This is a genomic window from Terribacillus saccharophilus (assembly GCF_002272745.1).
In the GTDB taxonomy this organism is placed as follows: domain Bacteria; phylum Bacillota; class Bacilli; order Bacillales; family Amphibacillaceae; genus Terribacillus; species Terribacillus saccharophilus_B.
Genome location: NZ_NPBD01000016.1, coordinates 37822 through 51708, shown reverse-complemented (window position 1 = coordinate 51708; position 13887 = coordinate 37822). Strand labels below are relative to the sequence as shown.

Here is a 13887-nt window from a genome sequence, read left to right as displayed (position 1 = left end):
GTGCGCATTACGTAAAAGATTCGATTGAGTGTGAAAATAGATTGTTCGGGGAGGCATTCCATGACCTATCGATTGGGCATTCTGGATCAAAGCAGAATAGCGGATGAAGATAATCCGCAAGATGCGCTGCAGGCTACTATTCGACTTGCCGAGCAAGCAGAAGAATGGGGATATGAACGATTCTGGGTTTCAGAGCATCATGGAAAAGAAGAGCTTGCAGGCGCTTCACCTGAAATCCTGATGTCTTATTTGCTGGCTAAAACTAAAACGATCCGGATTGGCAGCGGAGGTGTTATGCTTCAGCATTACAGCCCGTATAAGGTAGCTGAAAACTTCCACGTCTTAGCAAATCTTGCGTCTGGCCGTATTGATGCAGGAATAGGAAAAGGACCTGGCGGAGGACCAAAAACGTCAGAGGCACTGCGGCAAGGCGGGCCGGACACGATTCCTTTTACAGAGAAACTTCAAGAGCTGGATAGGCTTTTGAGAGGCAGCTATACAAGTGCATTGCCTAGTCCTATCCCAGCAGAACCCCCAGATAGATTTCTGTTGGGAGCGGGCGTGAAAAGTGCTGAACTTGCTGCTGAGCATCACTGGAACTTCGTATTTGCAGCATTTATCAATGGTGATAGAGAGGAATTGCAACGCACAGCGCAGGCTTACCGGAAACAGTACCCGGATGGCAGGTTCATTTGCTGTCTTCCGGTCTTTGCTGCGCATAGCAGGCAAACAGCTGTAGCTTTAGCCGAGGATAGTAAGGTATATAGAGTTAAAACAGCTGGTAAGACAGTCACGGTGACGACAAGGGAAGAAGCAGAGAAGTTAGGACGTGAGACAGGAGAGGCGTTCGAAATTGAATCACATACGATAGAAGTTATCGCTGGTACAGCAAATGATGTACACCATCGTTTGGAACAGTTGCAGCAGGAGCACGATATAGACGAATTTCTGCTTCTAACGAGCATCGGGACAAAGGAACAACGGATGCAATCCTTCCAATTACTCAGCCCTTCTCAGCACCATTCGGCTAGAAAGGAGAAAGCGGATGTCAGCAGCTAAAAAGATACAATTCGGTATCATGATTCAAGGGCCGGGAAACCATATGCATGCGTGGAAGGATCCTCGTACCCCTGTTGATGCAAGTGTGAATATCCGCTATTACCAGTCTGTCGTGAAGCAGGCAGAAGCTGTAGGGTTCACATTTGCCTTCATTGCTGATGGATTAAGCATTAGTAATCAGTCCATCCCGCATTTTCTAAATCGCTTCGAGCCTTTGACTTTATTATCTGCTTTGGCGTCGGTAACAAGTTATATAGGACTCGTTGGAACGCTATCCACCACCTATAGTGAACCTTTCACCGTAGCCAGACAATTTGCGTCCCTGGATATGCTTAGCGGAGGCAGGGCAGGATGGAATCTTGTCACTTCCCCGAATAAAGGAGCGGCTGCTAATTATAATAAAGGACAGCATCCGGATCATGCAGAACGGTATCGAATTGCTGAGGAGTACCTGGAGGTCGTGCAGGGATTATGGCATTCCTGGGAAGATGGTGCCTTTGTGCGTGACAGGGAAACAGGCCAATTCTTCGATGAAGAAAAGATGCACACACTTGATCACAACGGCGATTATTTTTCAGTGAAAGGACCATTGAATATCGCTCGTTCACCGCAGGGCCAGCCAGTCATCTTCCAAGCAGGGGCCTCAGAATCGGGCAAAGCATTCGCTGCGGCCAATGCCGATGCGGTCTTTACCAATGCTGCGACTTTGGAGGAAGCTAAGCAGTATTATAAGGATGTAAAAGGCCGGGCAGAGAAGTATGGGAGACAGCTTCGTGTTTTCCCTGGTATCCAGGTCATCGGAGGGGAAACGTTGGCTGAAGCAGAAGAAAAGTATAAGAAAATTCTCTCCTACACATCGATTGATGATGCATTGCTTTATCTGGGCAGATTCTTCGATCACTTTGATTTCAGACAATACCCACTCGACGAACCTTTTCCGGATATCGGAGATGTTGGGAAAAGTGGCTTTCAATCTACGACAGATGGTATCAAACAGCGAGCAGAGGATCAGCAGCTTACTCTCAGAGAGACAGCTCTGCAGCTGACAGTGCCGAAAGGTGAATTTTTCGGGACTTATGAGCAGATTGCAAATAAGCTGATAGAATGGATCGACCAAGATGCTGCTGATGGCTTTATCTTCGGTGCGCCTATACTAGCGCCCGCGCTAGAAGAACTTGTAACACATGTTCTGCCCATACTGGAAGAACAGGGCTATTATTCGACAGATTACAAGAGTCGAACACTGCGAGAGAATTTGGGTTTAACAGAGCTATCTGCCATACCGGATTAAATTACCTAGGCATACACAAGGAAGTGTATGTCTTTTTTCACGCATATTCTAATAAACACTGACTCTTTTGACCTATTTTTTGTATAATGAGGAAGTACATAGATAAATGTGCAATTTTTTAGGTAAGGGAGTAGATTTTATGGTATCTTGTCCGTCGTGTGGACACAACAGTACAGAAGAGAGTAAGTTTTGCGAGAATTGCGGTGCGGCTTTGGAAGGGCAAACTACAGCAAATACAACGCAATCTGCTGTAACCCAAACACAGCAAGCAGCATCAAGTCAGCAAGATGCCAGTGGAAAAGCGAATGAATATTTGGAGACAACGAAAAAAGTGTCTAAACAGTACTTTTCTTACTTCTTTGATGTCTTAAAGCGTCCTGATGGAAATGGAATGAAATACGGAACGGATAATTTTGTGAATGCTATTATTACATTTGTTTTATTCTCATTGATCATTCCGTTGACTCTCTATTTCCAAGCTAATAGACAAAGTTATTTTGAAGTACCATTCGGAGAAGTAGTAGTAAAGCCTGTCATTGTCTTTGCTGTATTCCTATTTATTTTTGCGACAATTATCTTTGGTGTATTGAAGCTAGATCAGTCAACCGCATCCTATAAATCTGTCCTTGTTCGGTATGGCAGCTTGCTGGTTCCGTTTACTGCTATAATGATAGTTGGCGCATTATTTACATTTATTGGATTGGAATTTTGGGGTATTGTTTTAGTGATTAGTGGATTTTCTTTTGCCCTGTTCATCGTTCCGTTAATTTTGATTCCAGGTTTCAAACAGGATAGACAGCGCGGGATTGATAATGTCTATTTAGTATTGATTGTCTATGTAATTACAAGCATTGTTCTTGGGATCATGTTCTCTATGTTAGTAGATTCACTGCAGTATTCTGATTTTGGTAATCTGTTTTATTGAAAAAAGCACATCAGCTTAGCTGATGTGCTTTTTTCATTTACTCAATATTAGTCAGCTGCCAATCATCTCCGGATTTTTCTGCTGTGTAAGTCCAGTTATAATCTTGTTGTTCGGAGGTGCCATTGCTGTAAGATATTGTAATCGACTCTTTTGTTGTGATAGTTGCTGAGTCGCCATCTTCTTTATAGCTTGTAATCTCATAATCATCTAGGGATTCTGTGATACTTTTAGACGTTAGATTATCAACAAGTGTCCGTTGTGATTCGTATAACGCAGAACCATCTGCCATATAAGGAGAAACGCTGCTGAAGCTATCGTAATTAATTGCACCGATTAAACCATATAGATAGTTGTCCATTAATGTGACTGCTGTATCAGGAATATCCCCTTCAGCGCCGTCGTCATCCTTTTTTGTTTCATCGGATTTGGCAGATCCATCAGCTGCATATACTGTAGGCTCCTTGTTCTCCACTATTTTTGTGTTTTCGCCGATGGAGCTAAACAGTCTATTTTCTGCATTATATACTTGCCATTTCTTTGCTTTTTCATCATACAACATGATAAAAGTCAATTCATGAGACTGCTTCTTAAGTTCATCAGAATATTCATCATAAATTTCAGCTTCATTGAATGTTTGACTTACATCGACTGTTACTGCCCAGCCAGGCTCATATTTAGAAACATCAAATGAATCCATATCAAATTCCGATGAAAGGTAAGAGCCTTTGTACGTTGTTTTAAACAAATAATCCAAGTCATCTATATCATCTTGGATCATTTGTTTGAAAGGTTCTCCTACGTCTTTCAACACGCTCGTGTCTTTAGCAGCCTTCGCGTGTGTAAGCTGATCGCCAACAACATTAATTTGGTCCATAATCTGTTTTCTTGTCTCTTCATTTATGGACGCTTCTACCTGCAAATCAATGTATGGATTCGTATCTTCACTGTAAAGATCGAGGCTTTCTGCGGCAGCCATCTCTACCATATTTTTTGTCAGAGTTGCAGATACATCGTGGGTGCCAGGTATGAATGGACCATAAGTTTTCTCAAAATCGTCTTCATCTGCCTTTCCTACTTCTTTACCATCTACTTTAAGGATAGAATCTTTATAAGCAGTGGCTAGCGTTATGTAATAGGGCTGGACATTAATTTCATAATTATCATATAACAGAAGTTTCTTGCCATCTTTGGAGAGGTGGACTGGACCAGTGGCATATGCGACTGATTCCTCCGTTTGTCTTCTCATATCCGCTACCAGAATGTCCAATTTTTCTGGATTTTCATTGTAGAAATTAATTAAACCTTTGACTGAATTTTCATTGATTGTAAGTTCTTTATCATCTGTAGTGAGAATTTTAGCAAGTTTATTTGCATCTTTCTCTGCTAATGCGGTTTCGAACTTGTCAATCACCTTTTCCTTAGAGGTCATGGCTTCTCCGGTTTTGTAGCCGGCAAACAGGATAATAAGGACGGCGATGACACTCGCTAGAATGATTTTGTTTTTCTTACTCATTTTTTTCTTGGGTGCGGTTTGTTGCTGACGCTGAGGAGTGGATGTACCGCTCGCGTTTGTGCCACAATTATTACAAAATTGCGCACTGGGCTTCAGCTCCTTACCGCATTCTTTACAGAACTTCATAAGTTCCCCTTTCCCTGTCTTATCGGAATAATATTATAAAAATAATAAAGACAGCATTATTATTATAATATTATCCTACTAAATATCTAGATTAATAAGGGAATTAATTTGGAAAAATGGAATTTTTATTATAAAAACCAATAAAAAACGACTATAAAGGTCAAGAGAGAAGATATGCAGTTTATAATTTGTAGTGAAAACGGACCATATCTCTACACTGAATACCATTTTCAAAAATAGGTTCATCGTAGTGACGGAGAAAGAAATCATGATCAATCGTTGCCATCCTGAAGCCGCATTTTTGATAAAAGGCAATTTGATCGATACTGGAATTGCCTGTTCCTACTTCCAGATAAGCATAGCTCTGTGCGCGGGCTTGCTCAATCGCATGTTGGATGAGTTTTTTACCTATACCTTTTCCTTGATCAGCTTCTCTTACAGAAATGTTGATTACTTCCGCGATGTCTGAGCTGGTCGGCAGCAGAACGTAAATGCCCGAGATATGATTGTCTATTTCTGCAATAAAACTGCTTCCATGACGAAGGTAGGACGCTATTTTTGTCTTAGATGGATCTGCTTCGAGCAAGAGATCCATGGGCGGTATTTCAGTTGGGTGCAGCTCGCGTATCTTCATTAATTCACACCTCTAATAATTCATTTAGTATAGGCTATGAAAAAGGCTGCCGAAATCCTTCGGCAGCCTTTTGTTATGACAGGTATTTGACAATCATAACAGAGCATTTGGCTCGTTTGGCTACACGGCTGCTGACACTTCCAAGGACGATTTCCTGGAGTGGATTCAGTCCGCGACTACCGATGATAATAAGGTCAGCTCGTGTATCGCGTGCATGCTCTAAGATCATCGGCGCTGGTTCGCCGTGTTTCATTATCAGCTTGTACTGAATGGATGCCGCTTCGAATGCATCACGAAAACGCTGTAGCTTTTCGTCGCGTTTGCTTTGCAGTTGAATTGGATCAGTACTGTGCAGAACATCTGCTTTGGTCTTTTCATAATCAAGTACTTGAATTCCCTCCACATGGGTTCCAGGCTGCAGCTTCGCCAGTTGGATGGCATGCTCTGCTGCTAGGAAGGAGTGGTCGGACCCGTCAATTGCTACTACGATTTTCTTATACATGGATGCACCGCCTTTTAGTGGTTTGATACGTTCACATGTGTTGAATCGTTAGTTGTCAATTTGTGCAAAAGTGCCTGGCTATCCTTGTTCAACCCTTCCAAAGTAACGGAAGAGCCCTTCTCCTTGAATTTTAGCACGATTTTGTCAATCGCTGCCACTGCGGAGTCATCCCAAACATGTGTGTTTGTGAAATTAAGAGTTACTTGTTTTGCCATATCCTCATAGAAGAAACTGTTCATGAATTCGGTCACGGAAGCAAAGAACAGCTGTCCGGTAATAGTGTAACGAATATGTTCTGCTGTAGTATCGGTTCTTTTTTCGACTTTCACTTTCGATATTTTAGCAACAAAGAAAATAGCGCTAAGCAGAATACCGATGAATACACCGATGGATAGGTTATGCGTCGCCACTACAGCGATGACGGTTACTACCATGACTATTGAATCCGATAAAGGAACGCGGGTAAGGCTGCGCAGGGAAGACCAGTCAAATGTACCGATACAAACCATGATCATAACACCGACTAGAGCGGGCATCGGGATTTTCACTACCCAGTCTCCTAATACGAGAATTAAGAACATAAGGAATATACCTGCAACAAGCGTAGAGAGTCGTCCCCGTCCGCCTGATTTGACGTTGATAACGGACTGTCCGATCATTGCACAGCCAGCCATCCCGCCGAAAAAGCCAGTTAAAATATTGGCAATACCTTGTCCTCGGGCTTCTTTGTTCTTGTTACTGCCTGTATCCGTCATGTCATCGACGATAGACGCAGTCAGCAAGGATTCCAGCAATCCGACGATCGACAAAGCTAGTGCAGTCGGGAAGATGATTTGCAATGTCTCTAAGTTGAGCGGGATGTTTGGAATAAGAAAGGAAGGCAGTGCTTGCTGGATTTCCCCTAGATCACCAACGGTCCGGACATCGATATGCAGGAACATCGACATAATTGTCACTGCCAGAATGGCCACAAGCGGAGCAGGAACAGCTTTCGTGATGAGCGGGAACAGATAAATGATGGCAAGCGTGAGTCCTACTACGATATAGGTGGATATATTGATGCCAATGAAATGTGGAACCTGCGCCATGAAAATCAGAATAGCGAGTGCGTTCACGAATCCGATCATGACAGAACGCGGGATGAATTTCATAAAACGGGCAATACCTAATATGCCGAATAAGAGCTGTAATACCCCAGTCAGAATCGTAGTTGCGAATAAGTATTGCAACCCGTGATCCTTTACTAATGTCACCATCAATAACGCCATTGCGCCGGTTGCTGCAGAAATCATTGCCGGTCTGCCGCCGACGATAGCAATGACAACTGCCATTGAGAAGGATGCATATAATCCGACCATCGGGTCCACGCCTGCGATGATGGAGAATGCGATTGCCTCGGGGATTAAAGCCAAAGCAACAACGATACCAGAAAGGATGTCCCCGCGGATGTTGCCAAACCATTGCTTATTTAATTTTGCTGTTGCCAAGTTACATACACCTCATTTTTATTATTTTTATGACTTCTAAGTCTCATAGAAGTCGGGTCCGAATTTTGATAAGCTTACTGTAACACGATTCAGTTAGTTTTGGAACCAAAACTACCGTTTTTGGTACTTTATTTGGAGTGAGATAAAATGAAGATTGGATATATACGGGAATTCGTACAAGAAAAATGGGACAGTCAGCCAACAGAAATAATGAACTGCGAGAGATTGATGGAAGAGAAAGAGGACGTGCAGGGTCAGCCTCTATTAGAGGAGCTTTTGGAGAAGCTGCAGCGGGGTGATGTGCTAGTTGTACGTAAGCTTTACAGCCTGGCAAATTCGACAAAGCATCTGATCGAAATTTGCCGTAATCTGCAGGAGAAGCAAGCGGATTTGGTATCGATCGAGGATAGTATTGATACGAGAGATGATTCGTTTTTTCAGCATTTGGAGCAGATTGTCGTATTCCGGAAAGAAGTAGTAGGGGAGAGAACCAAGGCAGGACTTTCCGAAGCAAAAGCAAGGAACCGAGCGGGTGGAAGACCGCGTAAACCAGATAGGAATGTTCAAAAAGCTATCGATATGTATCAAAGCAAGAAGTACTCGATAGCCGATATAACCATTGAAACAGGTATCAGTAAGACAACGCTGTATCGGTATCTTCAAGAATAGATTTTGTCGGCATTTGTTTTATAATCAATCGTTTGTTTAGCTGAAAAATAAGCACCTGCATCGCATTTGGATGAAGGTGCTTTTCATTTTTTATACTATATTCCTTGATAATCTATACACAACTGCAAAGAATTTAAACTGGTTGTATACAATTTGAAGAATGATATAACATCATTCTATAATACTTTTTAGTACCCAATAGCATAGTTAATCTACATCCGAACTGAACGCATCCAGACACCTAGACTCAAAAATATTACTCCTGTCAGAAAGAGAATTCCAAGTATGGCGGGTAGTTGAGCAGCTGAATCAAATAAGGTGATTTGCAGACCGAATGTTTCTTTGAATTCATCCAAAATGGAGACCGGAGCTTCAGCAAAGGTAGTTTCAATTGCAGGCTGCATCAGAACGTCACGCAATGCTGCAACACCATAAGTCGGGGGAAAGAACTTGGTTATTTCCTGTACAAAGGCCGGCAGCTGTCCAATTGGTATGTAGATGCCCAGCAGAAAACCGGATAAGGTACCGACCAGAGTACCCATAGATGAAAAAGATTTTCTGGAACGTATTAGAACTGTAATGGCGAAAAGGAAAGTTGCGGAAGAAAAAGTAATCAGCATGATTAAACCGATAGCCGATAGTAAGCCATTCCAAGTAACGGTAGGTTTATCATTTAACCAGAAGTATCCTTGAGCAATGAGCAAGGCGCCGACAGAAAATATTACAGCGATCAGCCAAGCGGATAATAGGTATCCGATGACCAATTGGGTTCTTGTTATTGGTGTGATCAGTAAAGCGTGCAACTGATTGCTGACGGCGTCTTCAATCATCGTACTTAAAACAGCCAATGTGACTGTCAGAGAAATGACTACAATGATTCCGGCGAGAAGCCAGCTTTGCATCAGTTCTTTCATGCCAGTTGCTCCCTGTGCTGCTTGCTGTGCCGAATCAGTCGTCACATCAGCCAAGAAAAGCAAATAAAGGACAATAATGATACCAGTTGTGAGTAAAGACATGAAGACAGCAGTCTTGTCACGAAAATACAATCGATTAGAGCGCTTTGTCAGCTGCCAGATTGTGTGCATGTGTATTCTCCTTTACTAAGTTAATGAACACATCGTCCAGACTGCCTTTGATTAATTCGAAATCGGTAATACTGTCCTCTAAATATCGCAGGATATGGTAGGCTTGCAAGCTATTTTGGACGGAAACTTGGAATAAGTCGTTCTTAAGGCTATAGCTGTAGCGATGTTCATTTAAATACGTTGCTGTAAAATCGTTATCGTTTACTTGCAAGCGCAATGTATCTGAAGCGTAAAGCCGTTTTAACTCTGCAGGTGTTCCTTGTGCCTTGATTTTACCTTTATCGATGACAACAATTTGATTCGCTTCAGCTGCTTCCTCCATGTAATGCGTCGTCAAAAACACAGTCATTTGGAGCTGCTGCTGAAGACTTGCAATTGTTTTCCACACATCGACTCTTGTTTGAGGATCCAGACCAGTCGTCGGTTCATCTAAAAATAGAATAGCTGGCCGGTGCAGCAGTGCGCGGGCTATCTCTGCACGTCGTTTCTGTCCGCCTGACAGATGCCGGAATTGTTTTTTTAGGATTGGTTCCAGCAGCAAGGTATCGGTTATCCAGGAGATACTTTTCTGAGTATCGGTTTTCGACATGCCATAGAAACGCCCCCACATGTCGAGATTCTCCTTTACGGTAAGAACATCATCGAGTACATTATCTTGAAAAACCAGACCAATCCGCTTGCGAATTTCTGCGTCATCCTTGCCTGCCTGGAAGCCATCGACAAAAATAGCTCCATTTGACTGCTGCAAGCGAGTTGCAATCATATGGATAGTTGTCGACTTTCCTGCGCCATTTACACCTAAAAATGCGAATAGATGCCCTTTTTCCACATCGAAGGATATGTCATCCACAGCAATGAACTTACCATAGCTTTTCGTTAGATTATTAATTTCAATGATTTTCATTTGCTCCAGCCTTCTTCCTTTTATAATTAGCCAGTTCTTCATTCAATTGCTTTGCTTCAACACTATGAATAAGGCGATAGATAGCCCAAAGGACGATATAAATGAAGATAACAAGAGCAAATAATAACGCGAGCAGCTTCCAGTTACCTGTATCAAACCAGCCGAACAGGGCAGCGGAAGCTGTGAAAGTACCCAAGACAACAAGGAGGAACAGAAGTGAGCGGGTAAAGATGTTAGATTCATTTGCTCGACCCAGAATCAAATGCTGTATCCAAGTCAGCACAAAAGTAATAAGTAGATTTTGAGGTACAAGGGCAATATCCATTGTTTGATTTCCGATGAAGGCATAAATGTATATGCTTGTTGCCAAAATAGAGAACATAAACATGATGCCCCATGATTGGATGAAACTTACGAAAGTCTTCATCATTTACTCCTCCTTTTCTATCCCGAGCTTATGCTTGAGCTGCGGTACGTATTGCCTGGAAATCATTAATTTTTCTCCGTTCGTGAGGGTGGCAGTAAGTTTCCGACCTAAAGCGGGCTTTAGTTTTTCCACCTTCGAGAGATTGACGATAACAGATTTAGAAATACGTATAAGATCAGGACTGAAATGCGATTCCTCAATTTGATACAGCTTTAATGAGGATTGGTATACAGCGTTCTTATCATAGAGAAATACCGTATTATCCACTGACTCGATATAGTAGATAGAGTCAGGCTGCAGAAGATGCAGCTCGCCATTCCTTTCACCAGACAATCGTTCCTTGTTAGAGGCTGATAGGATTTTGACGAGTTCCAAAATGCCGGAATCTGTTTGACGGCAAGTGATCTGCACTTCGGTTTCCTGGCAATTATCGTCCTCCTGGATTGTGATTTTCATAGCACGCCCCCTATCTTTTAACTTGTTGATATTTCCAGTGTACCGGTCAGCAGAGGAAAAACAATAGCTGATGGTGTATCCTGCCAATAGAAGCACGTAAGCTGCCATCTAACAGATTGATCAAACGTTTGATGAAGAATGCTAACCGGGAAAAAGTAAGTGATGAAGGAGGAGAATACGATGAAAACTATTACCCTGCCGGATGGAACAGAACTAGCGGCAATAGGACAAGGAACTTGGTATATGGGTGATGACGATTCGAGGCGTCATGATGAGGTCCAAGCTTTGCGTACAGGAATTGATCAGAAATTGCAGGTTATTGATACAGCAGAAATGTATGGAGCCGGCCGCTCGGAACACTTGGTACGGGAGGCGATAGCTAATCGAAGGGAAAAAGTATTTCTCGTTTCGAAGGTGCTGCCATCTAATGCAGCATACGATGATGTGCTCACAGCATGCAATCGTTCCTTAGAACGGTTAGGAACTGATTATCTTGATCTGTATTTGCTTCACTGGCGGGGAGCAGTGCCGCTTGAAGAGACAGTGGCTGCTTTTGAAAAGCTGAAGGAAGAAGGAAAGATTAAGCGCTGGGGCGTATCGAATTTCGATACGGATGATATGGAAGAGTTATGGAATGTAGAGAACGGGAAGAATTGTGCAGTCAATCAAGTACTCTACAATCTTACTGCGCGAGGAATTGAATATGATCTGATTCCGTGGCAGAAGGAGAAAGGTATTCCAATTATGGCGTATTGTCCATTAGCGCAAGGTGACCGGAAGGAAATCTTGCATAATGCCGCAGTCCGTGAACTGGCAAAAGCATACGGAGTGTCTGTTTCCCAGATTGCTTTAGCGTGGACGATTCAGTCAGGACATGTGCTCAGTATTCCAAAAGCGGGACAGGCTGCTCATGTGGTGGAAAATGCTGTGGCTGGCAACCTTGTCTTAAATAAAGAAGATCTTGCAAAATTAGACAAGGAATTCCCACCGCCGATGTCGAAAGTACCGTTGGAGGTCGTGTGAATGCATAGGCATTTTACATGACAGCCTATGCAGGCAACGCTATACTAAACGAGAAAAACGGCTAAAGGAGTGCTTTTAAATGAACTATGTAACACTGAATAATGGCGTGAAAATGCCACAGCTTGGCTTTGGAGTCTGGCAGGTTGGAGATGAAGAAGCAACTGCAGCAGTAGCGAAAGCACTTGAAGTTGGTTATACAAGCATCGACACAGCAATGATCTACAAAAACGAAGCAGGCGTCGGCAAAGCGATCAAGGAAGCAAACGTGAACAGAGAAGATTTGTTTATCACAACAAAAGTATGGAACTCCGATCAAGGTTTCGACAATACAATTACAGCTTTTGAAGCAAGCCTTGAACGTCTTGGACTTGAGTATGTGGATCTTTATCTTATCCACTGGCCTACTCCGCAATATGATGAGTACGTGGATACGTTCAAAGCATTAGAGAAGCTTTACAAAGACGGTCGCGTGAAAGCAATCGGCGTATGTAACTTCGAAATCGAGCATTTGGAACGCCTATTAAAAGAAACAGAAATCGTGCCAGTCTTGAACCAAGTGGAATGCCACCCGTACTTGGCACAAAACGAACTAAAAGACTTCTGCAAAAAGCATGACATCTTTGTAGAAGCATGGAGCCCGCTTGATCAGGGCGGCGATGTATTGAAGGATGAAGTCGTGACAGCAATTGCTGAAAAACTTGGTAAAACAGCTGCACAAGTAGTACTTCGCTGGCACCTTCAGAATGACACAATCGTCATTCCGAAATCTGTAACACCATCTCGTATCGAAGAAAACTTCCAAGTATTCGACTTCGAGCTATCTGCAGAAGATATGGATGCAATCAATAAATTGGATGCAGGACGCCGTAAAGGTGCACATCCGAATGACATGAACAAACGATAAGAAAGACAGGAAGAGCGCCGAGATGGCGCTCTTTTTTTACGTTGACACTTATAGGGAAAGGGGATCTATGGGTGTAGAATCAAAAGAAGGCTGTCTGAATATCAGACAGCCATCATCTTACCTTCTTACCATTCGCAGCCTACTCCATCTCCATCACGATCTAGATGCCTGCCATATCCAGGATCTCCATCGCGAACCGGTGCAGCTCCAGCTTCTTTAGCAGCTGTGCAGTTGTCGAAATAAACACTAGTTGTCGCTGTGTTATTCGACTCTTGCTCATAAGTATTATCATTACTACTAGAAGCTGTTTGTACTGATGCTGTTGCTTCGGACTCTAGGTTATCGATTTCGTCTTCAGCACTTGAGAGCTGAGTTGTTAACGTGCTGTTTTTTTCTTTCTCAGAATCCAAATCACTTTGCAAACCGTCTTTCTCTTTTTCTAATGTTTCAACTTTAGCTTCTAATGATTCTTTATTTGAGCCGCTTTCCTTTGCATCCTCGGTCAATTGATCGTTTTTCTTCGTAAGATCCGATACTGTAGCTGTCAGGTCCTTCACTTCCTGAGCTGATGCATCTAATTGGTTTTGAAGTTTAGTCTTTTCTTCTGTTAGAGTATCTAGTTTCTGTTGCAAGTCAGTGTTATTTTGCGTTGCTAAAGTTGCATGACTTTCACTTGTCATGGACATGAAAGTCATCGTGAAAATGAAGAAGAGAATAATGGCACCAGGATAGATATACAGAATATGACGACGTCTTTTGAAGAAAGCAAGCCTCGGGTTAATCAACCCTAAAACAAGAAATATAAGTGCTGCTAAAAATAAAACCAGAAAGATTAGTGCAAGTGCTAACATAAAACAAAACACTCCTTATTTATATTTTGAA

At 42.6% G+C, this 13887-nt stretch carries 15 protein-coding genes; 6 read left to right on the top strand and 9 right to left on the bottom strand.

Features of this window, described 5'->3' with window-relative positions:
- The first annotated feature begins 60 nt into the window (after positions 1-60).
- The 3 genes from CHH58_RS15665 (at position 61) to CHH58_RS15655 (ending at position 3275) form a co-directional block, all read left to right on the top strand.
- A complete protein-coding gene (locus tag CHH58_RS15665) occupies positions 61-1059 on the top strand; it encodes an MsnO8 family LLM class oxidoreductase (protein WP_095262788.1) in 999 nt (332 codons plus the stop codon).
- The gene (locus CHH58_RS15660) at positions 1046-2350 is read left to right on the top strand and encodes an LLM class flavin-dependent oxidoreductase (protein WP_095233679.1); all 1305 of its coding nucleotides are present in this window, start codon (positions 1046-1048) and stop codon (positions 2348-2350) included. Before CHH58_RS15665 ends, CHH58_RS15660 begins: the two co-directional genes overlap by 14 nt.
- Positions 2351-2489: 139 nt before the next feature.
- Positions 2490-3275 (top strand): zinc ribbon domain-containing protein, encoded by a 786-nt coding sequence (locus CHH58_RS15655; RefSeq protein ID WP_095228422.1) that lies wholly within the window; start codon positions 2490-2492, stop codon positions 3273-3275.
- 37 nt (positions 3276-3312) lie between these two features.
- Here the strand turns inward: CHH58_RS15655 and CHH58_RS15650 are convergent, their stop codons facing one another.
- The 4 genes from CHH58_RS15650 to CHH58_RS15635 all read right to left on the bottom strand — a co-directional run bounded on the left by CHH58_RS15650 (position 3313) and on the right by CHH58_RS15635 (position 7537).
- Positions 3313-4914 carry a zinc ribbon domain-containing protein gene (locus tag CHH58_RS15650; RefSeq protein ID WP_095262787.1) on the bottom strand — a complete coding sequence of 534 codons (1602 nt, stop codon included), beginning with the start codon at positions 4912-4914 and terminating at the stop codon, positions 3313-3315.
- Between the two features lie 181 nt (positions 4915-5095).
- Positions 5096-5548 carry a GNAT family N-acetyltransferase gene (locus CHH58_RS15645; RefSeq protein ID WP_095228426.1) on the bottom strand — a complete coding sequence of 151 codons (453 nt, stop codon included), beginning with the start codon at positions 5546-5548 and terminating at the stop codon, positions 5096-5098.
- 73 nt (positions 5549-5621) lie between these two features.
- Positions 5622-6050: a universal stress protein gene (locus tag CHH58_RS15640; protein ID WP_095228428.1), complete on the bottom strand. Its 429-nt coding sequence runs from the start codon at positions 6048-6050 to the stop codon at positions 5622-5624.
- A 14-nt stretch (positions 6051-6064) separates the two neighbouring features.
- Complete coding sequence (locus tag CHH58_RS15635) at positions 6065-7537, bottom strand: SulP family inorganic anion transporter (RefSeq protein WP_095262786.1); 1473 nt, start codon at positions 7535-7537, stop codon at positions 6065-6067.
- A gap of 147 nt (positions 7538-7684) precedes the next feature.
- Between CHH58_RS15635 and CHH58_RS15630 the strand changes: the two genes are divergently transcribed.
- A complete protein-coding gene (locus tag CHH58_RS15630) occupies positions 7685-8206 on the top strand; it encodes a recombinase family protein (protein WP_249275158.1) in 522 nt (173 codons plus the stop codon).
- A 212-nt stretch (positions 8207-8418) separates the two neighbouring features.
- Here the strand turns inward: CHH58_RS15630 and CHH58_RS15625 are convergent, their stop codons facing one another.
- The 4 genes from CHH58_RS15625 to CHH58_RS15610 are packed head-to-tail and all read right to left on the bottom strand — an operon-like array spanning position 8419 to position 11078.
- A complete protein-coding gene (locus tag CHH58_RS15625) occupies positions 8419-9291 on the bottom strand; it encodes an ABC transporter permease (RefSeq protein WP_095262785.1) in 873 nt (290 codons plus the stop codon).
- Complete coding sequence (locus CHH58_RS15620) at positions 9257-10195, bottom strand: ABC transporter ATP-binding protein (protein ID WP_095235004.1); 939 nt, start codon at positions 10193-10195, stop codon at positions 9257-9259. The genes CHH58_RS15625 and CHH58_RS15620 overlap by 35 nt, the downstream gene beginning before the upstream one ends.
- On the bottom strand, positions 10182-10625 hold the full coding sequence (locus CHH58_RS15615) for a DUF3021 family protein (RefSeq protein WP_095262784.1): 444 nt from the start codon (positions 10623-10625) through the stop codon (positions 10182-10184). The genes CHH58_RS15620 and CHH58_RS15615 overlap by 14 nt, the downstream gene beginning before the upstream one ends.
- Complete coding sequence (locus CHH58_RS15610; RefSeq protein ID WP_170937664.1) at positions 10626-11078, bottom strand: LytTR family DNA-binding domain-containing protein; 453 nt, start codon at positions 11076-11078, stop codon at positions 10626-10628. It lies immediately after the preceding gene.
- Between the two features lie 180 nt (positions 11079-11258).
- On the opposite strand from CHH58_RS15610, the gene CHH58_RS15605 reads away from it, so the two are divergent.
- Both CHH58_RS15605 and CHH58_RS15600 read left to right on the top strand, forming a co-directional pair.
- A complete protein-coding gene (locus CHH58_RS15605; RefSeq protein WP_170937663.1) occupies positions 11259-12101 on the top strand; it encodes an aldo/keto reductase in 843 nt (280 codons plus the stop codon).
- Between the two features lie 79 nt (positions 12102-12180).
- Positions 12181-13005 carry an aldo/keto reductase gene (locus CHH58_RS15600; protein ID WP_095228439.1) on the top strand — a complete coding sequence of 275 codons (825 nt, stop codon included), beginning with the start codon at positions 12181-12183 and terminating at the stop codon, positions 13003-13005.
- A gap of 125 nt (positions 13006-13130) precedes the next feature.
- Here the strand turns inward: CHH58_RS15600 and CHH58_RS18520 are convergent, their stop codons facing one another.
- On the bottom strand, positions 13131-13856 hold the full coding sequence (locus CHH58_RS18520) for an excalibur calcium-binding domain-containing protein (RefSeq protein WP_212551799.1): 726 nt from the start codon (positions 13854-13856) through the stop codon (positions 13131-13133).
- Between the last annotated feature and the right edge of the window lie 31 nt (positions 13857-13887).

Coding starts and splice junctions, on each gene's coding strand:
- CHH58_RS15665 (WP_095262788.1), top strand. CDS start 61: ATGACCTATCGATTGGGCATTCTGGATCAAAGCAGAATAGCGGATGAA.
- CHH58_RS15660 (WP_095233679.1), top strand. CDS start 1,046: ATGTCAGCAGCTAAAAAGATACAATTCGGTATCATGATTCAAGGGCCG.
- CHH58_RS15655 (WP_095228422.1), top strand. CDS start 2,490: ATGGTATCTTGTCCGTCGTGTGGACACAACAGTACAGAAGAGAGTAAG.
- CHH58_RS15650 (WP_095262787.1), bottom strand. CDS start 4,914: ATGAAGTTCTGTAAAGAATGCGGTAAGGAGCTGAAGCCCAGTGCGCAA.
- CHH58_RS15645 (WP_095228426.1), bottom strand. CDS start 5,548: ATGAAGATACGCGAGCTGCACCCAACTGAAATACCGCCCATGGATCTC.
- CHH58_RS15640 (WP_095228428.1), bottom strand. CDS start 6,050: ATGTATAAGAAAATCGTAGTAGCAATTGACGGGTCCGACCACTCCTTC.
- CHH58_RS15630 (WP_249275158.1), top strand. CDS start 7,685: ATGAAGATTGGATATATACGGGAATTCGTACAAGAAAAATGGGACAGT.
- CHH58_RS15625 (WP_095262785.1), bottom strand. CDS start 9,291: ATGCACACAATCTGGCAGCTGACAAAGCGCTCTAATCGATTGTATTTT.
- CHH58_RS15620 (WP_095235004.1), bottom strand. CDS start 10,195: ATGAAAATCATTGAAATTAATAATCTAACGAAAAGCTATGGTAAGTTC.
- CHH58_RS15615 (WP_095262784.1), bottom strand. CDS start 10,625: ATGATGAAGACTTTCGTAAGTTTCATCCAATCATGGGGCATCATGTTT.
- CHH58_RS15610 (WP_170937664.1), bottom strand. CDS start 11,078: ATGAAAATCACAATCCAGGAGGACGATAATTGCCAGGAAACCGAAGTG.
- CHH58_RS15605 (WP_170937663.1), top strand. CDS start 11,259: ATGAAAACTATTACCCTGCCGGATGGAACAGAACTAGCGGCAATAGGA.
- CHH58_RS15600 (WP_095228439.1), top strand. CDS start 12,181: ATGAACTATGTAACACTGAATAATGGCGTGAAAATGCCACAGCTTGGC.
- CHH58_RS18520 (WP_212551799.1), bottom strand. CDS start 13,856: ATGTTAGCACTTGCACTAATCTTTCTGGTTTTATTTTTAGCAGCACTT.